The organism is Candidatus Bodocaedibacter vickermanii (assembly GCF_014896945.1).
Classification (GTDB): Bacteria; Pseudomonadota; Alphaproteobacteria; order UBA6184; family UBA6184; genus Bodonicaedibacter; species Bodonicaedibacter vickermanii.
In genome coordinates this window covers 76,561-101,973 of record NZ_CP054719.1, presented here as the reverse complement: position 1 = coordinate 101,973, position 25,413 = coordinate 76,561, and the positions used below count along the sequence as shown (strand labels likewise).

33 protein-coding genes are annotated in these 25,413 nt (G+C 40.4%); 6 read left to right on the top strand and 27 right to left on the bottom strand.

What is annotated here, in order from left to right:
• Window positions 1-85 precede the first annotated feature (85 nt).
• Window positions 86-865, bottom strand: a complete 780-nt coding sequence (locus CPBP_RS00565; RefSeq protein ID WP_350332115.1) for an undecaprenyl-diphosphate phosphatase — start codon at window positions 863-865, stop codon at window positions 86-88.
• Between the two features lie 105 nt (window positions 866-970).
• On the opposite strand from CPBP_RS00565, the gene secA reads away from it, so the two are divergent.
• From secA to CPBP_RS00550, 3 genes are read left to right on the top strand one after another with little or no spacing between them, the layout of a single operon-like run.
• The gene (gene secA / locus CPBP_RS00560) at window positions 971-3,631 is read left to right on the top strand and encodes a preprotein translocase subunit SecA (protein WP_350332114.1); all 2,661 of its coding nucleotides are present in this window, start codon (window positions 971-973) and stop codon (window positions 3,629-3,631) included.
• Window positions 3,632-3,633: 2 nt separating this feature from the next.
• Window positions 3,634-3,765 (top strand): hypothetical protein, encoded by a 132-nt coding sequence (locus CPBP_RS00555; RefSeq protein WP_350332113.1) that lies wholly within the window; start codon window positions 3,634-3,636, stop codon window positions 3,763-3,765.
• A complete protein-coding gene (locus tag CPBP_RS00550; RefSeq protein ID WP_350332112.1) occupies window positions 3,746-4,678 on the top strand; it encodes a tyrosine recombinase in 933 nt (310 codons plus the stop codon). The genes CPBP_RS00555 and CPBP_RS00550 overlap by 20 nt, the downstream gene beginning before the upstream one ends.
• A gap of 214 nt (window positions 4,679-4,892) precedes the next feature.
• On the opposite strand, the gene CPBP_RS00545 is transcribed toward CPBP_RS00550, so the two are convergent.
• Window positions 4,893-5,792 (bottom strand): peptidylprolyl isomerase, encoded by a 900-nt coding sequence (locus tag CPBP_RS00545; protein ID WP_350332111.1) that lies wholly within the window; start codon window positions 5,790-5,792, stop codon window positions 4,893-4,895.
• Between the two features lie 47 nt (window positions 5,793-5,839).
• Between CPBP_RS00545 and recO the strand changes: the two genes are divergently transcribed.
• From recO to CPBP_RS00530, 3 genes are all read left to right on the top strand, one after another.
• Window positions 5,840-6,619 carry a DNA repair protein RecO gene (gene recO, locus CPBP_RS00540; RefSeq protein ID WP_350332110.1) on the top strand — a complete coding sequence of 260 codons (780 nt, stop codon included), beginning with the start codon at window positions 5,840-5,842 and terminating at the stop codon, window positions 6,617-6,619.
• Window positions 6,609-7,307, top strand: a complete 699-nt coding sequence (locus tag CPBP_RS00535) for a cyclase family protein (RefSeq protein WP_350332109.1) — start codon at window positions 6,609-6,611, stop codon at window positions 7,305-7,307. The genes recO and CPBP_RS00535 overlap by 11 nt, the downstream gene beginning before the upstream one ends.
• Before the next feature lie 116 nt (window positions 7,308-7,423).
• Window positions 7,424-8,383 carry an alpha/beta hydrolase gene (locus tag CPBP_RS00530; RefSeq protein ID WP_350332108.1) on the top strand — a complete coding sequence of 320 codons (960 nt, stop codon included), beginning with the start codon at window positions 7,424-7,426 and terminating at the stop codon, window positions 8,381-8,383.
• A gap of 1,923 nt (window positions 8,384-10,306) precedes the next feature.
• Here CPBP_RS00530 and CPBP_RS00525 read toward each other — a convergent pair.
• From CPBP_RS00525 to rpsS, 25 genes are all read right to left on the bottom strand, one after another.
• Window positions 10,307-12,091 (bottom strand): ABCB family ABC transporter ATP-binding protein/permease, encoded by a 1,785-nt coding sequence (locus CPBP_RS00525; protein WP_350332107.1) that lies wholly within the window; start codon window positions 12,089-12,091, stop codon window positions 10,307-10,309.
• Between the two features lie 9 nt (window positions 12,092-12,100).
• Window positions 12,101-13,093 (bottom strand): S66 peptidase family protein, encoded by a 993-nt coding sequence (locus CPBP_RS00520; protein ID WP_350332106.1) that lies wholly within the window; start codon window positions 13,091-13,093, stop codon window positions 12,101-12,103.
• Window positions 13,080-14,561 carry a trypsin-like peptidase domain-containing protein gene (locus tag CPBP_RS00515; protein ID WP_350332105.1) on the bottom strand — a complete coding sequence of 494 codons (1,482 nt, stop codon included), beginning with the start codon at window positions 14,559-14,561 and terminating at the stop codon, window positions 13,080-13,082. The genes CPBP_RS00520 and CPBP_RS00515 overlap by 14 nt, the downstream gene beginning before the upstream one ends.
• A gap of 79 nt (window positions 14,562-14,640) precedes the next feature.
• Entirely contained in the window at window positions 14,641-15,066 is a 426-nt protein-coding gene (rplQ, locus tag CPBP_RS00510) for a 50S ribosomal protein L17 (RefSeq protein ID WP_350332104.1), read from the bottom strand.
• A 14-nt stretch (window positions 15,067-15,080) separates the two neighbouring features.
• Entirely contained in the window at window positions 15,081-16,094 is a 1,014-nt protein-coding gene (locus CPBP_RS00505; RefSeq protein WP_350332103.1) for a DNA-directed RNA polymerase subunit alpha, read from the bottom strand.
• 37 nt (window positions 16,095-16,131) lie between these two features.
• Window positions 16,132-16,524, bottom strand: a complete 393-nt coding sequence (rpsK, locus tag CPBP_RS00500; protein WP_350332102.1) for a 30S ribosomal protein S11 — start codon at window positions 16,522-16,524, stop codon at window positions 16,132-16,134.
• Between the two features lie 13 nt (window positions 16,525-16,537).
• Window positions 16,538-16,906 carry a 30S ribosomal protein S13 gene (gene rpsM / locus CPBP_RS00495; protein ID WP_350332101.1) on the bottom strand — a complete coding sequence of 123 codons (369 nt, stop codon included), beginning with the start codon at window positions 16,904-16,906 and terminating at the stop codon, window positions 16,538-16,540.
• Window positions 16,907-16,993: 87 nt separating this feature from the next.
• Window positions 16,994-17,641 carry an adenylate kinase gene (locus tag CPBP_RS00490; RefSeq protein ID WP_350332100.1) on the bottom strand — a complete coding sequence of 216 codons (648 nt, stop codon included), beginning with the start codon at window positions 17,639-17,641 and terminating at the stop codon, window positions 16,994-16,996.
• Window positions 17,638-18,975, bottom strand: a complete 1,338-nt coding sequence (gene secY, locus CPBP_RS00485) for a preprotein translocase subunit SecY (RefSeq protein ID WP_350332099.1) — start codon at window positions 18,973-18,975, stop codon at window positions 17,638-17,640. The genes CPBP_RS00490 and secY overlap by 4 nt, the downstream gene beginning before the upstream one ends.
• 21 nt (window positions 18,976-18,996) lie before the next feature.
• The gene (gene rplO / locus CPBP_RS00480) at window positions 18,997-19,455 is read right to left on the bottom strand and encodes a 50S ribosomal protein L15 (protein WP_350332098.1); all 459 of its coding nucleotides are present in this window, start codon (window positions 19,453-19,455) and stop codon (window positions 18,997-18,999) included.
• A 12-nt stretch (window positions 19,456-19,467) separates the two neighbouring features.
• Window positions 19,468-19,665 carry a 50S ribosomal protein L30 gene (rpmD, locus tag CPBP_RS00475; protein ID WP_350332097.1) on the bottom strand — a complete coding sequence of 66 codons (198 nt, stop codon included), beginning with the start codon at window positions 19,663-19,665 and terminating at the stop codon, window positions 19,468-19,470.
• Window positions 19,658-20,215 carry a 30S ribosomal protein S5 gene (gene rpsE / locus CPBP_RS00470; protein ID WP_350332096.1) on the bottom strand — a complete coding sequence of 186 codons (558 nt, stop codon included), beginning with the start codon at window positions 20,213-20,215 and terminating at the stop codon, window positions 19,658-19,660. Before rpsE ends, rpmD begins: the two co-directional genes overlap by 8 nt.
• A 13-nt stretch (window positions 20,216-20,228) precedes the next feature.
• Window positions 20,229-20,591: a 50S ribosomal protein L18 gene (rplR, locus tag CPBP_RS00465; protein ID WP_350332095.1), complete on the bottom strand. Its 363-nt coding sequence runs from the start codon at window positions 20,589-20,591 to the stop codon at window positions 20,229-20,231.
• A gap of 12 nt (window positions 20,592-20,603) precedes the next feature.
• Window positions 20,604-21,137, bottom strand: coding sequence for a 50S ribosomal protein L6 (gene rplF / locus CPBP_RS00460; protein WP_350332094.1), 534 nt, complete (start codon window positions 21,135-21,137; stop codon window positions 20,604-20,606).
• 12 nt (window positions 21,138-21,149) lie between these two features.
• Window positions 21,150-21,548, bottom strand: a complete 399-nt coding sequence (rpsH, locus tag CPBP_RS00455) for a 30S ribosomal protein S8 (RefSeq protein ID WP_350332093.1) — start codon at window positions 21,546-21,548, stop codon at window positions 21,150-21,152.
• Window positions 21,549-21,563: 15 nt separating this feature from the next.
• The gene (gene rpsN, locus CPBP_RS00450; protein WP_350332092.1) at window positions 21,564-21,869 is read right to left on the bottom strand and encodes a 30S ribosomal protein S14; all 306 of its coding nucleotides are present in this window, start codon (window positions 21,867-21,869) and stop codon (window positions 21,564-21,566) included.
• Window positions 21,870-21,884: 15 nt separating this feature from the next.
• On the bottom strand, window positions 21,885-22,421 hold the full coding sequence (gene rplE / locus CPBP_RS00445) for a 50S ribosomal protein L5 (RefSeq protein ID WP_350332091.1): 537 nt from the start codon (window positions 22,419-22,421) through the stop codon (window positions 21,885-21,887).
• A gap of 8 nt (window positions 22,422-22,429) precedes the next feature.
• Entirely contained in the window at window positions 22,430-22,753 is a 324-nt protein-coding gene (gene rplX, locus CPBP_RS00440; RefSeq protein ID WP_350332090.1) for a 50S ribosomal protein L24, read from the bottom strand.
• Complete coding sequence (rplN, locus tag CPBP_RS00435) at window positions 22,754-23,122, bottom strand: 50S ribosomal protein L14 (protein ID WP_350332089.1); 369 nt, start codon at window positions 23,120-23,122, stop codon at window positions 22,754-22,756.
• A 10-nt stretch (window positions 23,123-23,132) separates the two neighbouring features.
• Window positions 23,133-23,378, bottom strand: a complete 246-nt coding sequence (gene rpsQ, locus CPBP_RS00430) for a 30S ribosomal protein S17 (protein WP_350332088.1) — start codon at window positions 23,376-23,378, stop codon at window positions 23,133-23,135.
• A 24-nt stretch (window positions 23,379-23,402) separates the two neighbouring features.
• Window positions 23,403-23,597, bottom strand: a complete 195-nt coding sequence (rpmC, locus tag CPBP_RS00425) for a 50S ribosomal protein L29 (protein ID WP_350332087.1) — start codon at window positions 23,595-23,597, stop codon at window positions 23,403-23,405.
• 9 nt (window positions 23,598-23,606) lie between these two features.
• Window positions 23,607-24,017, bottom strand: coding sequence for a 50S ribosomal protein L16 (rplP, locus tag CPBP_RS00420; protein ID WP_350332086.1), 411 nt, complete (start codon window positions 24,015-24,017; stop codon window positions 23,607-23,609).
• Between the two features lie 31 nt (window positions 24,018-24,048).
• Window positions 24,049-24,741 carry a 30S ribosomal protein S3 gene (gene rpsC / locus CPBP_RS00415; RefSeq protein ID WP_350332085.1) on the bottom strand — a complete coding sequence of 231 codons (693 nt, stop codon included), beginning with the start codon at window positions 24,739-24,741 and terminating at the stop codon, window positions 24,049-24,051.
• Window positions 24,741-25,118: a 50S ribosomal protein L22 gene (gene rplV, locus CPBP_RS00410; protein WP_350332084.1), complete on the bottom strand. Its 378-nt coding sequence runs from the start codon at window positions 25,116-25,118 to the stop codon at window positions 24,741-24,743. The genes rpsC and rplV overlap by 1 nt, the downstream gene beginning before the upstream one ends.
• A 6-nt stretch (window positions 25,119-25,124) precedes the next feature.
• On the bottom strand, window positions 25,125-25,403 hold the full coding sequence (gene rpsS, locus CPBP_RS00405; RefSeq protein ID WP_350332083.1) for a 30S ribosomal protein S19: 279 nt from the start codon (window positions 25,401-25,403) through the stop codon (window positions 25,125-25,127).
• Window positions 25,404-25,413: the final 10 nt, after the last annotated feature.

The following is a 25,413-nucleotide window of genomic DNA, read 5'->3' as shown; positions in this document are numbered from 1 at the left end:
CTTAAACCTTTAATACAAATTTAAAGTATTCATAATTGAATATAGCTTAATTTGCAAGTATTCAGTTTATATATAAGAACACTCTTTAGAAAAACATCAATAACAAGATTCCAACAACGATGCGGTACAGTGCAAAAGGTAAAAATGAAATTCGCTCTAACAACCGCATCATCATCACAATTACGAAATAACTTACGGCAAATGAAATTAAACTGCCGTATGCAAACAACTCAATATCTACGGTTGGATCATCCCAATTGATGTCTGTTAACTTTAAAACACTGGCTCCCAGAATTGCTGGAATTCCTAACAAAAATGCAAACCGCGTCGAATCAACCCGTGAATATCCCAAGGCTCTTGCTGCCATCATACAACTGCCAGAACGGCTTGCCCCGGGTAATAATGCAAATGCCTGAGCAGCGCCAATTAATAATGCATCTATATATGACATTTTTAAAATAGGCTTATCTGACTTTTTACGCAGATCCGCTAAGTATAATAAGGCACCAAAAATAATACTGTTCAATCCAATAATATAGGGCGTGTTTTGTGGCTTTTCGATTATCTTGAATAAAAATAGTCCAACGATCATGACGGGAATTGTCCCAATCACAATTGATATGCTCAAGTGAAAATGATCAGACACCTGCCCTTTGAATAATCCCAACCAGCCCAATAGTATGCGCCAAAGGTCTTTCCAAAAGTACAGCATAATCGCAACCATGCTGCCCACGTGCAACACAACCAAATAATGAACGCCGGGGTAAATATTACCGAAATATTTTGCGATAATAATTAAATGTGCAGTAGAGCTAACCGGCAGAAACTCTGCAATTCCTTGAATAATAGCTAATAATGTTAACATTTTTCCTTTGTAATATTCCTTAAATTATACTACTTTGTAATGACTATTTTAACTAATTTCTATTATACTGAAATTCACTAAACTTACTATACATAAAGGTAAAAAATGCTTTTAAAGCTTGTACAAAAAATTTTCGGATCTGCAAATGATCGCTTAGTTCGCCGCTTAGGGCACGTTGTTCAAAAAATTAATGAAATTGAATCTAACTTCACTGCTCTGTCTGATTATGATTTACAGCAAAAAACTGCTGAATTCAAAGTCCGCCTTGAAAAAGGCGAAACATTGGATGATATCCTTCCTGAAGCTTTTGCAACCGTACGTGAAGCTGCGCGCCGCGTATTAGGTGAACGTCATTACGATGTTCAGCTTATCGGTGGAATGGTTCTACATAACGGTATGATTTCTGAAATGCGTACAGGTGAAGGTAAAACTCTGGTAGCAACCGCCCCTGTATATTTAAACGCACTCAGTGGAAAAGGCGTACACGTCGTCACCGTTAACGATTATTTGGCTCAACGTGATGCCGAATGGATGGGTAGAGTTTACAATTTCTTGGGACTTACTGTTGGCTGTATTATCAGCGGAATCAGCGACATGGAACGCAAAAAAGCCTATCAAGCTGACATCACCTATGCTACCAACAATGAACTTGGGTTTGATTACCTGCGCGACAACATGAAGTTCTCATTGAATGACATGGTTCAACGCCCATTCAACTATGCAATCGTGGACGAAGTCGACAGTATCTTGGTCGATGAAGCACGCACCCCGCTAATTATTTCAGGCCCTGCTGAAGATTCTTCTCAATGGTATTATATCGCCAACAGATATATGTCGTCATTGACAACGGGCGATTATGAAAAAGATGAAAAAGGTAAAAGCATCACACTCACCGACTCTGGATCAGCAAAAATCGAAGAAGCGTTAGAACGTGATGGATATTTAAAAGGCTCAAGCCTATATGACTTACAAAACATCAGCATTGTTCACCACATTAACCAAGCATTAAAAGCACACAATATGTTCCATCGCGATGTGGATTACATCGTTCGTGATGGTCAAGTTTTGATTGTGGATGAGTTTACAGGCCGCATCATGGATGGCCGTCGCTATTCTGAAGGTCTGCATCAAGCCTTAGAAGCCAAAGAAAACGTGAATGTTGAGGTCGAAAACCAAACTCTTGCCTCTATTACCTATCAAAATTATTTCCGCTTATATCCAAAGCTATCGGGTATGGCTGGAACAGCTATGACAGAAGCTCAAGAATTCGATGATATTTACAAGCTTGTCGTGGTTGAAATACCTACAAATCAAACCGTAACGCGTAAAGACAATGATGATGAAATTTACCGCACTAAACGCGAAAAACTAGCTGCCATTGTTCAACTTGTAAAAGAACGCCATGAAAAACAACAACCAATCCTTGTGGGTACAATCAGCATTGAAAACTCAGAAGAAGTTGCGCGTGAACTTACAAAAGCTGGGTTAAAGCATAATGTTCTAAACGCCAGATTCCATGATAAAGAAGCCGAAATCATCGCAGAAGCTGGTTATCCAGGCGCCATTACCGTTGCCACTAACATGGCTGGTCGTGGAACAGATATTAAACTGGGGGGCAGCTATGATGTGCACTTAAAAGCTGCTTTACAAAAAGCAGGTGCAGTACTATCAGAAACTGCACGAAAAGAACTTGAAGCCTCAGTACGTGCTGAAATAAAGGCTCTTGAAGATACTGTTAAAGCTGCTGGTGGTTTGTATGTCATTGGAACTGAACGCCATGAAAGCCGTCGTATTGATAACCAGTTACGCGGGCGTTCGGGTCGTCAAGGCGATCCTGGTGAAACAAAGTTCTTCTTATCCCTAGAAGACGATTTAATGCGTATCTTTGGTTCAGAACGTTTAGATGCAATGTTGGTTCGTCTTGGTCTAAAAGAAGGCGAATCGATTACGCATCCGTGGGTTAACAAAGCATTAGAACGTGCTCAAAAGAAAGTTGAAGCCCGCAACTATGACATTCGTAAACACTTATTAAAGTACGATGATGTGATGAATGATCAACGCAAAGTAATCTACGAACAACGTAAAGAAGTTATGAACGCGGAATCTATCCATGAAACGATGGAAGAATCTCGTTTGGAATTAATTCACCATACGTTAAATGCTCATATTTCAGAATCTAACCATATTGAACAATGGGATCTAAACGGGTTACATGAAGAACTTTTGCGTATATTTAACGTCAATCTTCCGTTAGATGCTTGGGCACACGAAGAAGGCGTTGCCTATAAAGAATTCGTTAACCGCGTGGAAACACAAACCATAGCGGCGTGGGTCGAAAAAGAAAAGAACTTCCCAGGTGAATTATTGCATCGTGTAGAAAAAGATATTTTCTTACACTCAATGGATCAATTGTGGAAAGACCACTTACATACTCTTGACTACTTACGCACAGGGATTAACTTGCGAGCTTACGCTCAACGCAACCCCTTAAATGAGTATAAGCAAGAAGCCTTTGATCTTTTCACAACGATGCTTGATAAAGTTAAAGAAACCATTGTCAGCATTCTAAGCCATATGAATTTGAATTCTAAAGATGAAGATGCTCAAAAAGTTCCTTTAAAAAACACTGTTTTAGAAGATGCAAACAATAACCGTTTAATGACAGATGACGAACTTGAATTAATGCGTATGGTGCCCCGAAATGGTCCCTGCCCTTGTGGATCCGGAAAGCGTTACAAAGAATGTCATGGAAAATTAGTAGTATAAACATGAAATACATTTTAACATTTCTAGTAATTGTGATTATTGGTGGAGGGATCGCATTATCGTTGATTGGCATCCCTGCCCCAAAATCCGACATGCGACTTCCAATCGCAATCAATGTCCAAGATAAAAAATAATTTGGCTCCCTATCCTGAGGTTGAACAGTTCATTGAAATGTTAGCCTCAGAGATCGGGGCTAGTCCGAATACAATCTCAGCTTACCTCAGCGATATTAGTCATTTTGTCGATTATTTAGACAAAAACTCTTTGCATCTTTTACCTCCCTCAAAAACTGTAATGATGGAGTATATCTCTTCATTACAGGACCTTGGATTATCGGATCGCACTAAAGCCCGCAGATTGTCTGCTCTCAGATCCTTGTATGCCTTTTTTGTTAGGGAGAAAAAGATTGAATCCAATCCAACAAAGCTTATCGACCGACCTAAGCAAGGTCGAAGGCTTCCTAAGTTTCTAACAGAATCTGAAACTGAGGCTTTGATAAATGCTGCCTACAGCTCTAATCACCCTGACTGCGCCAGAAGGGTTGTATTCATTGAGCTTTTGTATGCTACAGGCATGCGAATTTCTGAATTAATTCAGATAAAACTATCCGATATTCAATGGTTGGATGAATGTCTATTAATTACGGGAAAAGGCAACAAACAACGTATTGTTCCCTTCAATCAATCCACTAAATCTGCGCTTATTCATTACATTCAAAATTCACAGCCGTCATCTAAGTCTGGGTGGTTGTTTCCGTCATCCAATCCAACAAGTCATTTAACGCGACAACGTTTTTTTCAGATTATCAAAGAACTAGCTGTTGATGCAGGGCTTGATCCACTAAAAGTATCTCCGCATGTGATTCGACATGCCTTTGCAACACACTTATTAAATCATGGTGCAAACCTGCTTAATGTTCAAAAATTACTAGGGCATTCTGACATTGCCACCACAGAAATTTATACACACATTATGACAGACAAGCTGAAAGAAACCGTATTTAACCATCACCCTTTAAGTACCAGGGGCGCCCACCGAACTCATTAGGCAAAACAGCTTAGATCCGATGTGTTCCGATACACATCGAATCGGATACCCTATGCGGCTCAGAAGCGCCATGCGCTAGACGGCGTTCGTCGTCATCAAATCGCGGTGAGATTTGCCTGAGCCGCGTAGAACTCTGCCCCAACAAACCACGTGTCTCCATTAAAACAAAAGGTCAGGATAATTCCTGACCTTTTTATACGAACAATTTTCGTGCTTAGTTCTTAACGCCACCACCAATTAAGGGAATACCATCTTGAGGGTTTGTTTGTTCTGGCATTAACGGAAATTTATTTCCTTTTAGATCGAATACTTCTAATTGGCGAATCAAATCTGCTTGTACAACGCCAACCATCTGACGCATAATGATTTGCTCAATATGTCCAGCAACTTCTGGAGTATCTATTGGGGGAAGTTCAAAATCACGACGATTGCCTTTCTCGATTAAGAAAAATGTATAAACAAGCTTGTTCTGAAGCATCGATTTCATGGGCTTAGACACAACACCTTCTTTTAGGTTTGCAATTTCTTTTGGATCTTCAACGCTAAAGCCTTCTTCTGGGACAAAACGATCCAGCAATCCTGCTCCTTTACTATTCTCTTTAGAAGGATCAATTGAATGCTTTTGAACTAACGATTCAAAGCTTTCACCTTTTTTCAGTGATGCGCTAACTTCAGTTGCTTTTTTTTCATCTTCTACCACCAAAATTCTTGGTTTAATTTCTTTCTTGCCTTGCATAGACGCTTTGATTTGATCGTATACGCTTTGACGCATTTGAGACGTGATACGTTTTTTAGCTTCTTTTTGAAAAAAGTATTGACGTTCAAATTCTTCAGCATTAGCTTTTGCTATACGTAGAAACTCTGGATCAGATTTCATTTTGGAATCACTAATTTGTTTAGCCATTAATTTTTCTTCGGCTAATTGAATTAGAACTTGCATATACACTTGATCACCTTGCATAGAATCAATTTTTAATTCTTTCATGCGGGCATCAACATCTTTTTTAGTAACTAATTCTTTTCCTTGGTATTTTACGATTCCACTAGCATTAACAGTTGGTACGCTAAGCATTAAAGCAGCAATCACCATGCTTGCCTTGATATTTTTTTTCATTTGTTTTCCTTTGCAAATAACTTCATTCTTTATACAATGTCACTTTAATGAGTTCAGCTTTAGAAATCAAGAAACAAAAGGAGACACATAGTTTGGAATGGTTAGATGAGGGATTATTGTTACGCACGAAACCTCATGGTGAATCCAATCTTATTGCTACTTTTTTTACTCAATATCACGGTCTTATCACCGGATATATTCGTACGAACAAAAAATACCCCTTACAACCAGGTAACCTGTATCATATTCGCAATAAATCCAGATTAGACACACATATGGGATTGTTTACAGTTGAACACCATGAAACCTTTGCTCCAATCATGTGTGCTGCGTTAATTTCCCCCATAAAGCTTGCCTGCATTAATGCGATACGCACATTACTTATTACTGCGTTAATCGATCGGGATGCGACAGAAGCATTTTATTTAAATCTAAAACTTCACATCCATGAAATCTGCCTAAATGGAAATATTGGGCATTATGTTCTATTTGAAAAAGAGCTCTTAGCGCATTGTGGGTTTGGGTTAGACCTAACACGATGTGCGGTCACAAACGCACGCGAAAATTTAAAGTATGTTTCACCTAAAACAGGCCGAGCCGTCACTGAAAGTGTGGGGCTTCCCTATAAAGATCAGCTGTTTCATCTGCCCACCCCACTGACTGATGCAACTATCCCGTGGAATAAACCCGATATCCTTGCTGGACTAACGATCACTGGACATTTTTTAAGACGGTTGCTGCACGAACAATTGCATCGTACGCTCCCCCAAGAACGAGACTATTTAATCACGTTAATCCATACTTCAAAGGTCATAAATGCCAGCTAAACTGATTGACTTAACCCATGCGTTAACAGAAAAAACACCGACTTGGGACGGCCGTTGTGGATTTCATTTAACGATTGAGCACGACTATTTGGATGATCAAAATGCCGTATCCTTTAAAGTGCAACGTATGTCGCTTGATTGCGGAATAGGCACTCACATTGATGCCCCTGCCCATTGCATTAAAAATGCCATGACGATTGATCAAATCCCACTGAATCATCTGGTTAACATTCCTGGATACGGCATTGATATTTCCAATCGTCTTGATCAAGACAATTGTTTAACCGCAAACGATATTTTTGAGTTTGAAGCAACCCATGGAACCATTCAAGAAAACAGTTGCGTTTTAATTAACACGGGGTGGCACCAATACTGGGAAGACGCATCGCACTATCATAATAAGTATCGTTTTCCTTATATTCACACTGATGCTGGGGAACTTTTAGCTCAACGAAAAATTCGAGCATTGGGCATCGACACATTGTCTCCCGATCGACCAGATAGCGGATATCCAATTCATAGTTTATTATTATCTAGAAATATATTGATCGTCGAAAATGTAAACAATCTCAGTCAGTTACCCTCCAAAGATTTTAACGTTACCATTGCTCCACTTAACATACAAAATGCTACCGAATCACCTATTCGAATGTGGGCAAGCAACGTGCCGTTGCATCCGTTAGGTTAGATCCGACTCGTTCTGACACTGATTATCAAGCAAACAACTTGAACCAACAACTGTTAAAATTAATAAAATATTAATATTTATTGATTATTATTCAATTGTATATTTTAGGAGCCATTATGATTCAAGACCCATGGACGTTACTCGCACCAGAAGCAGCTGCATTTTTAGAACACTTAAAGTCTTTGAATGCCCCACATACAGAAGATATCCCTATTGCCGTTGCACGCATGAATTACGAAAAAGCATCCCGCACTCTTGGAGGAATCCCTGTTTCTATGGCTCGTATTGAAGACAGAGTGTTGTCATCAGCCACGAATAAAGACGGAATTCCAGTTCGAATTTATTGGTCTACCTTAGAACAAGACCAACCTTTACTTATGTTTATTCATGGAGGAGGCTGGAACGTGGGCAGCATTAATACGCATGATACAGTGTGCCGACGAATTGCTAAAGAAACTGGATGCATCATTGTTTCCATTGAATACAGACTTGCCCCAGAACATCCGTATCCAGCTGGACTTGAAGACGTCCAAGCAGCCTATCAGTGGTGTTTACTGAATGCTGAATCTTTAGGCGCGGATTCAACGAAAGTTGCAGTTGGTGGTGATAGCGCTGGTGGAAATTTAACGGCATCGTTAATGAGCCTTTTAATTGAAAAAAATGAAAGGCTTCCTGATTTTCACGTGTTAATGTATCCCTGCATTGACTTGAGTTTATCTAGTGAGTCAATCAACACCTATGCAAAAAACTTTTTCATTTCAAAAAGCACCCTTGAATACTTTGTAAAAAACTATACGCAAGGTCAAAGTGTTAATGATTGGAAAATATCGCCATTATTGTCTCCATACTTTGATAAATACCCCCCTGCGATTATGTTAACTACTGAATGTGATCCCTTGCACGATGAAAGTATGCAGTATAAAGATAAACTAACGCAGGCTGGCGTTGCAGTATCACAAAAAGTTGCAAAAGGTACGTTTCATGCCTATATGCAATTTACAGATATCATGCCTAAACACACAGACGAATCCTATACATGGTTAAGTTTAGAAATGAAAAAACTCTGGAGTAAATAAAGCAACCTGCGCTTGGCAGCATGATGCTGCACCAGGGATGATCCTTGGACCCTATATGTTAGTCTTGTGTGATTTGAAATGCGTAATAAGATACACGTGGGGGATAAGGGTTGATTGTGTGTGGTGTGAGATATGAGAATTTGAACCTACCTTCGACGCAGGCAACCTGAGGTTGCATCCGATAGATTAGATTGAGTGTGGTTGGAGATATGGGGGAATGGGGCGGATTTTAAACCCACCTTCGGCGCAGGATCATTAGGGTTGAAAAATGAATTTGAGATGTTTTTGTGAAGAGTGTGTTTTAGTTCCCTTGTTGTTGTTTGAAAGCGCTGTGTTTGCAGCTTTCAAAGTTAAGTTATATAAAATCCGTGTCAGACCAGATAGGATCTAATCTAATGGATGCAACCTCAGGTTGCCGTTGTTTAAAACCGAGAGAATCCCCAGTAACCCGCACGTGCAAAAAGAACCCCATTTCTTACACGAATGGGGAAAGGCGGACTTTATTGATAGGCACAAAATCGTGTTTTACGAGCCCGTCGGCTCTAGGGGTTGTTTACAGGGCTGTGTCTACTGATCGGGTAGTTGAGCACCTGTACTGGGGATTCGGTTCGGCATGTCGCCCTTGAGTGGTTCAATCAAAGCTTCGTCATGGATCTGGTTAGAGATCCTTTGGCTGAAAGTTTCAAAGACGTAGAACGAAAAAAGGCTACCCAGGTTTTTGGGTAGCCTTTTCGCAATTCTAGTTATTAGTATACATAAGAAGTTTTGATTGTCAAGAGAAATCTGCGAGATGGGATTGTTTTTTGTAATCAGTGTCAGACAACATCGGATCTAACCTAACGGATGCAACGGCACGTTGGCAGCGTGACGCTGCCACCCATTGGGTTTTTAACCGTTTTAAAACATTGATAACTTAAGCAGACGCCAAGTTGTTTTTTACAATCCGTGTCAGATCACATCGGATCTAGCTTATTGGATCCAGCCGCAGGTTGGCAGCGTGACGCTGCACCCACTGGGTTTTTAACCGTTTTAAAACATTGATATCTTAAGCAGACGCCAAGTTGTTTTTTACAATCCGTGTCAGATCACATCGGATCTGACCTAATGGATGCAACGGCACGTTGGCAGCGTGACGCTGCACCCACTGGGTTTTTAACCGTTTTAAAACATTGATATCTTAAGCAGACGCCAAGTTGTTTTTTACAATCCGTGTCAGATCACATCGGATCTGACCTAATGGATGCAACGGCACGTTGCCAGCATGCCTGACAGATTTCTGAAAAAATTCGAAAAAGTTTGAAGTTTTCTAACTGCTGCCTCGCGCCCCACAACTGTTGAAAGTGATTAGAAAAAGAATATTTTTGACAACAAATCAATAGAACAGGGAAAATCATTGATAAACCGATTAATTGTGTCAATCATACAGATATGTATGAATTAAGTAATAGATATGCGACTATTTTACACAATATGAAGTTTTTTATAACATTCATAGCTTGGTGTTTAAGTGGGTGATTTTAATATCGTTAAACACCTCTTCTGATCACTTTCAACAGTTGTGGTGACTGGGGCGGGGGGTGGTAAAAAAATCGCGTTAACTGAATCTTAACCTTTATTAATTCGCAACCTGCGGTTGCATCCGTTGGGTGTCTCGGGTGTGCGCTGAGGTGGATTGTAATTTTTTTTCAATCGTATTTATAGTTAAACTCACATAAAACAATTACGCGGCGCCCTTTGCTCCAGACTTTCTTCTCATAGAGGCAATGGCACGTTGACAGGAGCGAACCTGCGCCGTACATAGTATGGAAAAATCGTAGGGATCCAGCGTGACGCCAGGGATGATCCCTGGACTCAATGGATAATACGGTTTGTGAAAATTGAGATCTCCAAGGTATTGGGTTGTTTTGTGCAATCCGTGTCAGATCACATCGGATCTAGCTTACTGGATCCAACCGCAGGTTGGTGGGTTTGTTGCTGCCACATGCTTGCGTATTTGCCATTACGTTTTAAAAGCTCTTCATGTGTTCCACGTTCAATGATATGACCCTGATCTAGTACTAATATTTGATTCGCATTTACAATGGTTGATAACCTATGTGCAACAATCAATGTTGTTTTACCTTTTGAAATTTCCATAAGGTTGTGTTGAATTTCTTGTTCTGTATTGGTATCTAATGAACTGGTTGCTTCATCAAAAATAAAGATCTTTGGATTCTTTAATAAGGCTCTGGCAATCGCAACACGTTGTTTTTCGCCCCCGGATAATTTAAGACCACGTTCACCGACGGTTGTTTTTAAACCTTGAGGTAACTGTTTAATAAAGTGGTTCAGATGAGCCCCTTCAATTGCTGCATTGACTTCGGCAGGCGTTGAATTCATTTTTCCATATCGAATATTGTATTCAAGGGTATCATTAAATAAGACGGTATCTTGAGGAACCACGGCGATTAAACTTCTTAATTCTACTTGAGACACTGATCGAATATCAACTCCATTTATGGTGATGATCCCCTTTGATATATCATAAAATCGAAATAGCAATCGGGTAATCGTTGATTTTCCAGAGCCACTCTCTCCCACTAAAGCGATGGTTTGACCTTCATGAATATCTAATGAAATATCATTTAGAATCTGACGTTCTGAGGCATAGCTAAAATCAACATTTTCAAAGGATATATGCATTTTACCATGAGGTATTGCAAGGGGTTCAGCCGCATCTTTAATATCGGGTTCTGCCTTTAATACGTCCATCATGGTATTTAATTTCAAAAAGGCTTCTCTCATTTCACGATACATAAACCCAAGATTTCCTAAGGGAATATACAGTTGAATTAAGTATGCATGAATCATCACATACTGACCTAATGATAATGTTTTATCAAGAACACTTATCGATGCATAATACATGCATATGATTAAACCGATGCCTGCAATAATACCTTGAGCAACGTTTAACAGTGATAAGGACTCTCGCAATCTCACAGAGATCCGTTCATATCGGCTTAATGTCTCATCATATAGCCTTGATTCATTGTCTTCGTTGCCAAAATATTTAACGGTTTCGTAATTTAATAAACTATCTAATGCTTTTTGATTGGAGTTGGCTTCAAATTCATTGCGCTCTCTAAGAACACGTGTACGATAGTTCGTAATCCAATAGGTGCACACAACATATAAGCTTATCGTAATAAAAATAATCAGAAAAAAGTGTACCGGAAATAAGTATAACAAAAATCCCCAGACCAAAACGATTTCAATCACCGTTGGAAAAAAACCAAAGGTTGAAAATTGAATTAATCGCTCCATGGATTGAACGCCTTGTTCGATGTACCGTGTAACCGCACCTGTTTGACGATCCAGGTGAAACCGTAAACTTAATGAATGCAGGTGATTAAAGACCTCTAATGCAAGCATACGAATGGCTCGATACAACACTCTGGAAAATAGGATTTCTCGAACATCATTCAGCGATGTGGACAGCAATCGTATGACGCCATACATTATTATCAATGCACTCACGGAAACAGTGGCTTGCAACGTTCCATTCAACATATCAATTGTTTGTTGAAAGTATATGGGCACATACGAGGCTAATACTTTAGCAAGAATTAATAATACCGCAGAAAAAACCACGATTAATTTTGCGGATAGATTATGTTTGCTCCAAAAATAAGGAACTATCCGCTTAAATGAATTAGACGATTGCATCCACACCTCTTATTGAGTTTGAAACGTTAATTGATAATTACCCATTGCATCAGGTTCAATAACTGCATCAGCGTTATAAATCCATGGATAGTTTTTGTCTCCATGTCCAAAACTATCAGTTTTAAACACTGGAACAGGCAAGTCTTTTACAAAATCATTGATGATGGGATTTACATCTACATCCCCCACTATGATGTCTCCTATGACAACAGCAACGGCTCCCTCTAAAATCTTAGAGTGTTTCAGATGCTGTAATACACGGTCTATTCTATCTCCATGACCAGACTCTTCAATAATAACAATTTTGCCTTTTGCATTAAGTTGCCAAGGTGTACCGACACTTGTACTGATTAAAGCCGTATTTCCTCCCGTTAGCTTTCCAGCTATGGGTTGCATAACCTTGCCGCTTAACAGTTTGAATCCTTGATATGTAATACTCTTAGACGCTCCAGATACGATTTCGTCTAGATACTTAAAGTTTTTGGGGTCTTTTTTAGAATAAGTAATGTCTTTTGCAACTGCTCCATGGATTGATTTCCAGCCCCATTTTTGACTCACAAATAAATGTAATGCTGTAATATCACTGTATCCAATTAGCCATTTATGAGCTGTTGGTTTTGGTATTTTTAATAGATAAGGAATAAGTCGCGCAGCTCCGTATCCGCCTCTCAACGCCCAAACGACAGAAGAAGATTCATTATCAAACGCTTGTTTCAGAAAATTAAACCGCTGTTCATCCGTATTGGACATGTATGCATATTTTACACCATGCTGAAAGTGAACTTTATTCCAAAGATTTGGATACTTTTTTTGAATCACCCTTGACTCATTTTCTTCAATCCAAGTTGCTGGCGCAACAACACTAATTTTGCCCTCTGCAATACCCTTAATCAATAGATCAGCACGAGACGGCGTGTTAGCAATGGATGAATCAAAGTTATTTGCCTCACAACCATACAAAAACACTATAGCTAGTACAGGTAATGTTTTACTTAATTTCAACAGTTTTTCCATTTCTGATTAACTTAATCGATGTTATTTTTTCAGATGAAAGCACCCTTAATAAATCATTCACATTCATAATCGTATACGCATTAATCATATGAATTATATCGTATTGCTGAAACAATCTGAGTGCTGCGTTTTGGACGACGGCACCTAAAACAATAACACCTTCCCGCATGCCTTCTAAGTTTAATTCTGCTTCTAAGGCTGGGGACAAATTAGAAACCACAACGCCATCAAACACATGATTTCCTTTAAGGGTCGTACGTTGTTTAGATGGAACTTCAACAGGCTTAATTAGTGGAAACTGTGTCGTTAATTCTTTATCTTTACGCCTTAATTTTAGACTTACAGTCTCTCCCACGGGAAGACCGGCTAACCGATAATAAAACGTTTCTTTATCCAGCAACGGTTTGCCATTAAGTTCTAAAATCAAATCACCGACTTGAACATCTTTTGCGGATCTTAGTGAGTGTGCTGCATTCACAACCACGCCCAAAGGAATATCCATGTTGAAGGTTTGAGCAATTTGAGGGGTTACGGTTTGCACTAATAAACCAGACCAACCACGCTGAACGTCACCGCCTCCATTGTTCAACTGAGCAACCGCTGGCTTTGCCATGTTGATGGGTATTGCAAATCCAATACCCGCAGACGCTCCTGACTTTGAAATGATAAAGTTATTAATGCCGATCAGCTGCCCTTCCATATTCACAAGGGCTCCGCCAGAGTTACCCACGTTAATCGATGCATCGGTTTGGATAAATCCGCCAAATCGGCTAACTGCAGAGACGATACCGGTTGTAACCGTTGTACCCACACCAAAAGGGTTACCAATAGCAACCACCATGTCCCCGACTTCCATAACCTCTGGATCACCAATCTCTATGGGGACTAGTTCAACTTTTGGATCTTGGATTTGAAGAACGGCTAAATCAATTTTATCATCTTTAACAGCAACTTTTGCATCATAGGCTCTGCCATCCTGTAAGATAACTTTGATCTTTGTTGCATCCTGAATCACGTGTACGTTGGTCAAAACAGTACCTTCTTTTCCAATGATCACGCCTGACCCTAATGAACGTTGTATAATTTCACGGGGCATTGCGAACAGTGAATCAAAGTTAAAGCCCTTACCCATAAATAGCTGCATCATCGGATCCATAGCAAAGGGAGAATTTTGAACTACCTGTACACGTTCGGAATAAATGTTAACGACGGAGGGAGCTACTTTCTTTACCACAGGTGAAAATGAAAAAACGCCGCCCTGAAATAATTTAGATGGCTTATTAAACGTCGGAGATACTGATACCTGCGGAGATTGATCTGGAGATGGAGTATTTTTAGTTTCATTTGGAACAGCAGATTTATCAACTGATGGGATAGAACGATTCCCCATTCCATAGGATAAACTCATAACACAAACTGCCGCAAGACACATGCTCTGTAATATTTTCAACACCATTTCAACTCTCCACATAATAAATAAAAAAAGGGCCTCTTGGGCCCTATTCTAAAGTAAAGACGGTTAACAAATTACTTATTTATTCAGCGCTTTGTTCCGTTTCTACATATTCTACAGGACCCGAATCAGTTCCCTTAGCTGTAAGATCTCGATCAATGAACTCAATAACAGCCATTGGAGCCATGTCGCCATGACGGAAACCCGCTTTCAAGATACGAGTATATCCGCCTGGACGCTCTTTAAAACGAGGACCTAAGTGGTTTAACAAGCGTTCTACAGATTGGTGGTTTCCATTTAGGAATGCCAATAAATAGCGACGGTTTGCTAATGTGTTTTCTTTTGCAACAGTAACCAACTTTTCAACAATTGGACGTAAGTCCTTTGCTTTTGGAAGTGTTGTTTTAATTTGTTCATGCTTTACTAAGGCAGTTACCAATGATTTCAATAACGCGGTACGTTGCCCAGTGTTGCGATTAAATTTACGACCTTTCAGTGCGTGTCTCATATTTAACTCCTACCTTAATAAGGTTCTTCTATTTTTTTTGCTAATTCTTCGATGTTTTCTGGTGGCCACCCGTCAACCCTCATACCTAAATCAAGGCCAAGGTGTACCAACACTTCTTTAATTTCATTCAATGACTTACGACCAAAGTTAGGTGTACGTAATAGTTCACCTTCAGACTTAGCCACTAAGTCACCAATGTAAATAATATTTTCATTGCGAAGACAGTTCATTGAACGCACAGAAAGTTCCAATTCTTCCACTTTACGTAACAAATTACGGTTAAATGGAAACTCTGGTTCAGCCTCTGCCGCACTATGAGGCTTGGGCTCTTCAAAATTAATGAATTGCTGTAACTGGTCTTGCAAAATACGTGCTGCCAATGCAATTGAATCTTCTGGAGTAATTGAGCCATTTGTCTCAATATCCAAAACCAATGTATTGTAATCTGTATCTTGCCCAACACGAGTATCTTCAACTGTGTACGCAACGCGTTTTACTGGAGAGAAAATTGCGTCAATTGGAATAATTCCAATTTCGTCTTCTACACCACGGTTACGTTCAGCAGGAACATACCCCTTGCCAACTTCAACGCTTAATTCCATTGACACTTTTGCATTCGCATCCAGTGTAAACAAAACCAAATCTTTATTAATCACTTCAACAGCTGCTGTTTCAGTAATCATACCTGCAGTTACAACACAAGGCCCTGCTACATCAAGACGAACTTTTTGAGTGTCCGCTGAATGAGACTTAAGCGCCAATTGCTTAATGTTCAAAATAACATCAGTAACGTCTTCACGAACGCCAGGTATTGTACTAAACTCGTGTAACACACCGTCAACTTTAATGCGTACCACAGCTGCACCTTGTAAAGATGACATCAGCACACGGCGCAATGCATTACCTAAAGTTACACCAAAACCTCTTTCCAGCGGGCTTACATTAACCTTTGCTGAGTTTGGATTTGATCCAACCTTAATGTCTATTTTTTGAGCCTTAATTAAAGACTGCCAATTACTTTGAATCACGAAAGAAACCCCTTCTTACATACACACGTAACTAATATTAAACGCGACGACGTTTTGGAGGACGGCACCCGTTATGAGCAATCGGTGTTACATCTTTAATTGCTGTCACAACCAATCCTACGGCATGAAATGCACGCAGAGCAGATTCACGACCAGATCCTGGCCCCTTTACCTTTACAGATATAGTTTTTAAACCATGTTCCATCGCTTTTTTAGCTGCATCTTCAGCAGCAATTTGAGCTGCGAAAGGTGTAGACTTACGAGAACCTTTAAACCCTTTTGCACCAGCAGTTGACCATGCAATGGTATTACCATGAAGATCTGTAATTGTAATTACAGTGTTGTTAAAAGTTGAATTAATAAATGCCATACCTGTTACGACATTTTTCTTCTCGCGCTTACGAATACGCGTTGCTATTTTTTGACTCATCTTCTACCTACCACTATTTCTTCTTACCAGCGATTGCAACTGCTTTACCCTTACGTGTGCGGGCATTCGTACTAGTACGTTGACCACGAACTGGTAAGCGTTTACGGTGACGTAGGCCACGATAGCAACCTAAATCTTGTAATCGTTTAATGTTCATTGAAACTTCACGACGAAGATCACCTTCTACTTGATAATCGCTATCGATCACTGTACGAATTTTTAATACTTCTTCGTCTGTTAATTGGAATACTCGCTTTGTATCAGCGATACCCACTTTTGTACAAATATCTTTTGCATGCATTGGCCCAATTCCGTAAATGTAACGAAGGGCAATTTCAACACGCTTTTGAGTCGGTATATTTACACCTGCTATACGCGCCACTTGTTTCTCCTTGATTCTTTTTCCGAATGTAAACTTCTTTATATCCCTTTAAAGCAAAAGGGGGTAAAAGTCAATCTTTATTCGTTTTTACAATATATTTTCTATTTGATGAAACACAACATCCACAGGTTGCATTCCATCGACTAATATAATATTAAGATCACGATCTCTGAAAAAGTCTAAGACCGGAGCCGTTGCCTCTTCATACATCATCATTCTTGTCTTAACGGTTTCTTCATTATCATCACTTCTGACTTTAAAGTTTTCCGCGCCACAAACATCACACACCCCCTCAGTTGAAGGAGTTTTAAAATATTTGTTATAAATCTCTCCGCATTCTGCGCACGCAAAACGTCCAGAAATTCGTTTAATCAACACATCTTCATCAACACCAATGTTAATCACCGTTTGGATCATTTCTCTGCGTTGAGTTAATAAGGTCAACAGATATTCAGCTTGTTCAACAGTTCGAGGAAAACCATCGTATAGAATTCCCTTTGCATCTGAATTTTTATCTAAAAATAATTCGATCAATTTAAAAATAATCGCATTATCTGGAAATTTACCTTGTGCAATAATATCAGCACACGTTTTTCCAATTTCAGATCCAGCAGCAACTTCGGCTCTTAATAAGTCGCCTGTTGAAACAACACGAATTCCGTATTTCTCTTCAAGCTTCTTGGACTGAGTCCCCTTCCCAGATCCTGGAGCACCAAAAATAACTAAGTGCTTCATGCTTTGGGTAGACCTTTGCCTTTAGACCAAGATTTTTTCATCAAGCCTTCGTATTGCTGAGCAATCATATGTGAATGTATTTGCCCCACAGTTTCGATTGTAACGCTTACCACGATCAATACGCCAGTTCCACCTAACGCTAATGGGATAGATGAATATCGTGTAAAGATTTCTGGCATCACACATACGAGTGAAATATACGCCGCACCTGCTACTGTTAATCGGGTTAAAATATAATCCAAATAGTCAGCAGTGTTTTTACCAGGACGAATCCCTAAAACCAAAGCCCCACCCTTACGCAAGTTTTCAGCTGTCTCTTCAGAGTTAAAGACAACAGATGTATAAAAGAACGCAAAGAATACAATCAACGATACATAAAGGATTATGAACCCCCATGTTCCATGTTGAAAGTTAGCCGCAAAACGACCAAGCCAACCAGATCCATCTGAAAATCCAGCTATCGTTGCTGGAAAGCTTAATAAAGCCCCTGCAAAGATTGGAGGAATTACGCCAGAGCTGTTTAGCTTTAACGGTAAGTGTGTAGAGTTTCCACCATACATTTTGTTACCAACTTGACGCTTTGGATACTGAATATTGATTTTACGGAATGAACGTTCCATGAACACAACAAACAATACAATGGCCGTTGCCAGAACTAAAACTGCAATAACAAACAGTGGACTGATAGTTCTGTTGCGCCCCATTTCAAACAATAGTGCAAGACCTTGAGGTAAGCCAGAAATAATACCAGCGAAGATAATCAAAGAGCTTCCTTGACCGATTCCACGAGACGTAATCTGTTCACCCAACCACATTAGAAATACAGTTCCCCCGACCAGCGACGTAATAAACGTTACTCTAAACAAAAGACCTGATTCCATAACGGGGGAGTCGCCAACAGACTCTAAAAAAACCGCCATTGAAGATGCTTGGAAGATTGCAATAATCACTGTCAGATAACGAGTATACTGGTTGATTTTCTTTCGACCAGTTTCACCATCTTTTTTCAATGCTTCCAGTTGAGGAACGATGCTCGTCAACAACTGCGTGATGATGCTGGCCGTAATGTATGGAACAATCGACAATGCGAAAATTGTCATACGACTTAAAGCACCACCACCAAATGTATTGAAGACAGCTAATAAGCCACCTGCAGCTTTACCCGCTAAATTTGCCATAGCCACTGGATCTATTCCTGGTGAAGGAATAAATGTACCAAACCGATATACGATTAATGCGCCCAGTGTAAACCAAATACGCTTCTTAAGATCCTCTGCCTTTGAAAAAGCTTTCAAACTGAAAGAGGATGCTAATTGTTCTGCTGCAGATGCCATATTATGCTCGTTTCTTTATCTTTATGCGACTACTGTTAATGATCCGCCAGCTTTTTCGATTAACTCTTTAGCTGATGCAGAAAATGCATGCACATGTAAATTAATCTTAGCTTTCAACTCACCTTTACCAAGAATTTTAACGGGAAGCTTTGTTGAGCGCAATAAACCTGCTTCAACTAGAACTTCTGCATTAATATCTTTTGTCGCATCTAATCGTTTTTCATCAATAAACTTTTGGATCATGCCCACGTTTACGGATGCAATTTCCTTAGCGAAGATGTTCGTGAATCCGCGTTTTGGTAAACGACGATAAATTGGCATCTGTCCACCTTCAAATCCACCAATAGATGAACCTGATCTAGACTTTTGTCCTTTAACGCCTCGACCTGAAGTCTTGCCTTTACCAGAACCGATACCACGACCCAAACGTTTTTTGTCTGGGCGTGAACCTTCGTTATCTCTTAATTCATTTAACTTCATGATGAGAGCCTCTTATTCTTCGACGCGGATCAAATGATGTACTTTACGGATCATCCCGCGTACAGCAGGAGTATCTTCAAGTTCACGTGAACGGTGCATCTTGTTTAAACCTAGTCCAACTAATGTCGCTTGCTGATCAGCAGGACGACGAATGGGACTACGCACTTGCGTAACCTTTAAGGTTTTCTTTTCGGTCGCTTTCTTACTCATCAGTTAGCTCCTTTTTTCCCTTGGTATCGCGACGTGTTACTAAATCAGCAACGCGAAGACCGCGGCGACTTGCCACTAAACGTGGAGACGTTACGTTCTTTAACGCTTCAAATGTTGCACGAACCATGTTGTGTGGGTTTGTTGTTCCGATAGACTTTGCAACCACATCATGAATGCCTAAAGCTTCCAATACTTGACGTGTTGCTCCACCGGCGATAATCCCAGTACCAGGTGCTGCTGCACGAAGAATAATCTTTCCTGCGCAGAAACGTCCTTCAGCATCATGGTGCAATGTACGCGCATCCCTTAAAGGAATACGAATCATTGTACGCTTTGCTTCTTCTGACGCTTTACGAACGGCATCTGGAACTTCACGAGCTTTACCGCTACCGAATCCAACTTTACCTTTACCATCACCAACCACAACTAAAGCGGAGAAAGAGAAGTTTTTACCTCCTTTAACAACCTTACATACGCGGTTGACGCTAACAAGCTTATCGACTAAATCGGTATCTTGTTGCGCTACTTTTTCTGTATTTTTACGAGCCATTAACTTCATTCTCCTAGAATACTAAGCCATTTTCACGAGCGCCGTCGGCCAAAGCCTTCACACGACCGTGATACAAGTAACCGCCGCGGTCAAAGTATACATCCTTGACCCCTGCTTTTACTGCGCGTTCTGCAACCAGTTTACCGATAAAACCAGCAGCATCTTTTGTTCCAGCTTTTGGACCTTTAAAGTCTTTTTCAACTGTTGATGCAGATGCAACTGTATGACGTTTTGCATCGTCAACTACTTGTGCATAAATATGCTGATTTGAACGGAACACAGATAAGCGAAGTTTTGTTTCACCAGCAACTTGCTTTAACTTGTATCGATTGCGACGCTGACGTCGTAAATTTAATTCTCTACTACTTACTGCCATGATGCCTTACCTTTACTTCTTCTTACCTTCTTTACGCAAGATGTATTCACCCACATATTTCACACCCTTACCTTTATAAGGCTCTGGTTTTCTATATGCACGAATTTCAGCAGCTATTTGACCGATTTGTTGTAAATCTGCGCCAGAGATGCTAATAGACGTTGGCTTTTCACACTTTACTTCCACACCTTGTGGAATTGGGTATTGTACATCATGACTGAATCCAAGTTGAATGTTTAACATGCTACCCGCAACGCTTGCACGGTAACCGACACCCACCAACTCTAAATCTTTTTTAAAGCCAACACTCACACCTGTTACCAGGTTTTGAAGGCGGCTGCGATTAGTACCCCACAACATACGTGTTTGACGCTCTTTATTACGTGGCGCCACAACAATTGTGTTGCTCTCAATTTTTATATCAACTTCACCCGTTACAGTGTACGACAATGTACCCTTTGGACCTTTTGCCGAAACAATTCGACCATCCATAGATACTTGAACACCAGAAGGGACAGAAATTGGGTATTTACCAACTCGAGACATAGTTCCCTCCCCCTAAAACATCGTACATAAAATTTCGCCACCAACATTATTTTGACGAGCTTGATCATCGGACATCACACCTTTTGGTGTAGATAAAATCGCGATTCCAAGACCATTATAATAGGTTGGTATCTTTGCAGACTGTACATACATCCGGCGACCGGGTGTAGACATGCGGCGAATTTTTTTAATTACAGGTTCGTTTGAATAATATTTTAATTCAATACGAATATCTTTAATACCCTGACGTACTTCTACTTCTTCGTAACCTTTAATGAAGCCTTGATTTTTCATGACTTCAAGAACCGAACACTTCATTCTAGAGTGTGGGCATGTCAACACAGCTTTACGAGCCTGTTGAGCGTTACGAATACGTGTTAGCATATCAGCAATAGGATCTGACATAGACATTTGCGTTTTTCCTTTTTACCAGCTTGCTTTTTTCAATCCTGGAATCAATCCGTGATTTCCCATCTCACGTAACATGATTCTCGAAATTCCAAATTTGCGATAGTTACCGCGAGAACGTCCCGTTAACATGCAACGGTTACGAACACGAATCCTAGCGCCACTTCTTGGCATTGCTGCCAATTCAAGTGTTGCCTTGAACCGTTCTTCTGGAGCAGCATTTCGGTCAGCCGCAAGTGCCTTTAATTCCGTACGCTTGGGAGCATACTTCTTTGCGAGGCGTTTACGCTTCTCATTAGTTTCTATTGAACCTTTTTTAGCCATTTAGGAACTTCCTTCTTAGTTAATCGGCATGTTTAATGCTTTAAGCAACGCTTTTGCTTCAGCATTAGTTTTTGCAGACGTTACGAACACAATGTCCATTCCGCGAATTTCATCGATTTTATCGTAATCAATTTCTGGAAAGACGATTTGCTCTTTAATACCAAAAGTATAATTCCCACGACCATCAAAGCTTTTGCCAGACAATCCGCGGAAGTCGCGAACGCGTGGTAAGGCGATATTTACTAGTCGATCTAGGAACTCATACATATGATTTTTGCGCAATGTAACCTTGACGCCAAGGCTCATCATTTCGCGCACTTTAAAACCAGCAATCGACTTTTTAGCCTTTGTTACCACAGGTTTTTGTCCAGCAATGGCAGTCAAATCGTTAACAGCAAATTGAATTTTTTTGCTGTCTTGAGCTGCTTTACCGACACCCATGTTGATAACAACCTTTAAAAGTCTTGGAACCTCAAAAGGATTCGAATACTCGAATTCCTTCTGAAGCGCTGATTTTATGGTTTTGTTATAAACTTCTTTCAAGCGTGCCATAATTTTCTCTATTTCTTATCTAAAACTTCACCGGAACGACGCGCAACACGCGTTTTTGTTCCATCTTTTGAAATGTTGTATCCAACGCGAGTCGGCTTTTGATCCTTAGGATCTAAAACCATTACGTTAGATGCATGTATTGAGGCTTCCACACGTTCAATTCCACCCGCAGACATCTGCGAAGGGCGTTTGTGCTTAGTCACAATATTCAAACCTTTTACTTTTACACGACGTTCATCACGTAACACTTCGATAATTTCGCCGGATTTACCTTTGTCCTTACCAGTCATTACTTGTACTGTATCGCCTTTTTTAATACGCCACTTTTCCATTTATAGAACCTCCGGAGCCAATGAAATAATACGCATATAACCACGTCCACGCAACTCACGCGTTACTGGACCAAATATACGTGTTCCAATGGGTTCACCTTGTTTGTTCAATAATACTGCAGCATTTCCATCAAAACGGATAGCAGAGCCATCATCACGACGGATCGCTTGAGCCGTACGAACGATCACAGCTTTATGAACCTCACCTTTTTTTACTTTACCATTAGGGATTGCATCCTTTACAGACACAACAATTACGTCCCCAACAGAAGCGAATTTACGCTTGCTTCCGCCTAATACTTTAATACAAAGTACTTCGCGGGCACCAGAGTTATCAGCAACATCTAATCTTGATTCAGGTCTAATCATTTTTCAACCCTCACTTTGCTTCTACTTGGTTAGTTATCACAACCCAATTTTTTGTTTTAGAAATTGGGCGAGACTCTTGAATTGAAACAACATCTCCAGCTTTGAATGTGTTGCTTTCATCATGTGCCGCGTACTTTTTGTGAGAGAGGACGGACTTTTTGTATAAAGGATGAACGTAACGACGTTCAACCTTTACGACAACTGTCTTGTCTTGCTTATCACTAACAACGACACCTTGCAATACGCGCTTTGGCATAATGTATATATCCTTCTATTGCAATTAGGCCTGACGTTGCTTTTGTGACAGCAACGTCTTGATACGTGCAATTGTCTTACGGTTCTTAGACAATCCAGAGGTATCAGTTAATTCCCCAGCAACCTTCTGAAACCGTAAAGCCATCATAGATTTACGCGCTTCAATAATTTGCTGTTTTAAGTCTATATCGTTTAACTTTTTTAATTCTGTTAACTTCATGACGTTTCCCTAGTCTAACCGTTTGACGAACTTTGTCAGCAATGGCAATTTTGCCGCTGCTAAGCTCATCGCTTCACGGGCAACCTCTTCCGGAACCCCGTCCATCTCAAACAAGATGCGACCAGGGTGAATTCGGCATGCCCAGAATTCAACGCTACCTTTACCACTTCCCATACGAACTTCCGCAGGTTTCGATGAAACCGGCACATCTGGGAAAATACGAATCCAAACACGTCCAGAACGTTTTATGTGACGTGTCATTGCACGACGCGCCGATTCAATCTGACGCGCTGTTATGCGTTCAGGAGTTAGCGCCTTCAACCCAAAAGAGCCGAAGTTAAGAGTTGCACCGGATGTCGCCACCCCGTGGATGCGTCCCTTAAACGCTTTCCTAAATTTTGTTTTCTTTGGACTTAACATAATTACAACAATCCTGTGTTAAAATCAACCTTTACTTGCTTGAACGAGGTTCGCGAGAACGATTTTCATTTGTTACGATGTTCGCATCACTTAAATCATTCTTATCGCCGCGGTACAAAAATACCTTTACCCCGATCACCCCATATGTTGTATGTGCTTCTGCTAAGCCATAATCAACATCCGCACGCAATGTATGCAATGGCACACGACCATCACGATACCATTCCATACGCGCGATTTCCGCGCCGCCTAAACGACCAGAACAGTTCACACGAATACCTTTAGCACCCATACGAAGTGCTGATTGCATCACGCGCTTTACTGCACGACGGAAAGATACACGACGCTCTAACTGTTGAGCAACGTTCTCTGCTGCAAGACGAGCATCAAGCTCTGGCTTACGAACCTCGATAATGTTCAACATCACATCTTCACTGCGAGTTAACGCAGCAAGTTGTGAACGTAGCTTTTCAATATCAGCACCTTTTTTACCGATGATTACACCAGGACGTGCAGTGTGAATTGAAATGCGGCACTTTTTTGCTGGACGTTCAATAATCACTTGTGAAACAGATGCCTGCTTTAAATTTTTAAATACGAATTTGCGAATCATCGCATCTTCTAATAACAAAGCACCATATTCTTTTTTGTCAGAATACCAACGTGAATCCCACGTGCGGTTAATTCCAAGTCTTAACCCGATTGGATTGACCTTTTGACCCATTATGCCACCTCTACTTCACGAACAATTACAGTCATACGGCTGTAACGCTTTAAAATGCGTGCGCCACGGCCACGAGCCCTTGGCATCATACGCTTTAACATCATCGCTTTACCAACAAAGGCTTCAGCAACAACTAATGAATCTACGTCTAACCCATGGTTATTTTCAGCATTTGAAATCGCAGATGAAATCAACTTGCGAACTTCTTGTGCTGCACGTTTTTTAGAAAACGCTAATGTATTCAACGCATCACTTACGTGCATGCCACGAACCAACTGAGCCAGTAAGTTTAACTTACGTGGAGTTGTCGTTAACAGACCAACTTCAGCTTTTGCAGTATTAGCCGGTAATACACGTTGAGTTTTTGGTTTACTCATAACTGATTACCCTTTCTTTGCTTTTTTATCTGCACCATGCCCCCAGAAGGTACGCGTTGGTGAAAACTCACCAAACTTGTGACCAATCATGTTTTCAGACACAATCACAGGAATGAACTTTTTACCATTATGGACGCCGAACGTAAGACCTACAAATTGAGGCAAAATCGTTGAACGGCGTGACCAAGTTTTAATAATCTCTTTACGTCCAGACGTACGAACGCCATCTGCTTTTTTAAGCAGATAACCGTCGACAAAAGGACCTTTCCAAACTGAACGAGCCATATTTTACCCC

Coding starts and splice junctions, on each gene's coding strand:
- rpsK (WP_350332102.1), bottom strand. CDS start 16,524: ATGAGTCAAAAAATAGCAACGCGTATTCGTAAGCGCGAGAAGAAAAAT.
- rpsS (WP_350332083.1), bottom strand. CDS start 25,403: ATGGCTCGTTCAGTTTGGAAAGGTCCTTTTGTCGACGGTTATCTGCTT.
- rplP (WP_350332086.1), bottom strand. CDS start 24,017: ATGTTAAGTCCAAAGAAAACAAAATTTAGGAAAGCGTTTAAGGGACGC.
- rpsN (WP_350332092.1), bottom strand. CDS start 21,869: ATGGCTAAAAAAGGTTCAATAGAAACTAATGAGAAGCGTAAACGCCTC.
- CPBP_RS00530 (WP_350332108.1), top strand. CDS start 7,424: ATGATTCAAGACCCATGGACGTTACTCGCACCAGAAGCAGCTGCATTT.
- rplX (WP_350332090.1), bottom strand. CDS start 22,753: ATGGAAAAGTGGCGTATTAAAAAAGGCGATACAGTACAAGTAATGACT.
- CPBP_RS00545 (WP_350332111.1), bottom strand. CDS start 5,792: ATGAAAAAAAATATCAAGGCAAGCATGGTGATTGCTGCTTTAATGCTT.
- CPBP_RS00565 (WP_350332115.1), bottom strand. CDS start 865: ATGTTAACATTATTAGCTATTATTCAAGGAATTGCAGAGTTTCTGCCG.
- rplE (WP_350332091.1), bottom strand. CDS start 22,421: ATGGCACGCTTGAAAGAAGTTTATAACAAAACCATAAAATCAGCGCTT.
- secY (WP_350332099.1), bottom strand. CDS start 18,975: ATGGCATCTGCAGCAGAACAATTAGCATCCTCTTTCAGTTTGAAAGCT.
- rpmC (WP_350332087.1), bottom strand. CDS start 23,597: ATGAAGTTAACAGAATTAAAAAAGTTAAACGATATAGACTTAAAACAG.
- CPBP_RS00550 (WP_350332112.1), top strand. CDS start 3,746: ATGTCCAAGATAAAAAATAATTTGGCTCCCTATCCTGAGGTTGAACAG.
- rplQ (WP_350332104.1), bottom strand. CDS start 15,066: ATGAGACACGCACTGAAAGGTCGTAAATTTAATCGCAACACTGGGCAA.
- rpsE (WP_350332096.1), bottom strand. CDS start 20,215: ATGGCTCGTAAAAATACAGAAAAAGTAGCGCAACAAGATACCGATTTA.
- rplO (WP_350332098.1), bottom strand. CDS start 19,455: ATGAAGTTAAATGAATTAAGAGATAACGAAGGTTCACGCCCAGACAAA.
- rpsQ (WP_350332088.1), bottom strand. CDS start 23,378: ATGCCAAAGCGCGTATTGCAAGGTGTCGTTGTTAGTGATAAGCAAGAC.
- CPBP_RS00525 (WP_350332107.1), bottom strand. CDS start 12,091: ATGCAATCGTCTAATTCATTTAAGCGGATAGTTCCTTATTTTTGGAGC.
- CPBP_RS00490 (WP_350332100.1), bottom strand. CDS start 17,641: ATGAAGCACTTAGTTATTTTTGGTGCTCCAGGATCTGGGAAGGGGACT.
- rpsC (WP_350332085.1), bottom strand. CDS start 24,741: ATGGGTCAAAAGGTCAATCCAATCGGGTTAAGACTTGGAATTAACCGC.
- CPBP_RS00515 (WP_350332105.1), bottom strand. CDS start 14,561: ATGGTGTTGAAAATATTACAGAGCATGTGTCTTGCGGCAGTTTGTGTT.
- CPBP_RS00555 (WP_350332113.1), top strand. CDS start 3,634: ATGAAATACATTTTAACATTTCTAGTAATTGTGATTATTGGTGGAGGG.
- rpmD (WP_350332097.1), bottom strand. CDS start 19,665: ATGAGTAAGAAAGCGACCGAAAAGAAAACCTTAAAGGTTACGCAAGTG.
- rplF (WP_350332094.1), bottom strand. CDS start 21,137: ATGTCTCGAGTTGGTAAATACCCAATTTCTGTCCCTTCTGGTGTTCAA.
- CPBP_RS00535 (WP_350332109.1), top strand. CDS start 6,609: ATGCCAGCTAAACTGATTGACTTAACCCATGCGTTAACAGAAAAAACA.
- recO (WP_350332110.1), top strand. CDS start 5,840: ATGAGTTCAGCTTTAGAAATCAAGAAACAAAAGGAGACACATAGTTTG.
- rpsH (WP_350332093.1), bottom strand. CDS start 21,548: ATGTCTATGTCAGATCCTATTGCTGATATGCTAACACGTATTCGTAAC.
- rplV (WP_350332084.1), bottom strand. CDS start 25,118: ATGAGTAAACCAAAAACTCAACGTGTATTACCGGCTAATACTGCAAAA.
- secA (WP_350332114.1), top strand. CDS start 971: ATGCTTTTAAAGCTTGTACAAAAAATTTTCGGATCTGCAAATGATCGC.
- rplN (WP_350332089.1), bottom strand. CDS start 23,122: ATGATTAGACCTGAATCAAGATTAGATGTTGCTGATAACTCTGGTGCC.
- rplR (WP_350332095.1), bottom strand. CDS start 20,591: ATGGCAGTAAGTAGTAGAGAATTAAATTTACGACGTCAGCGTCGCAAT.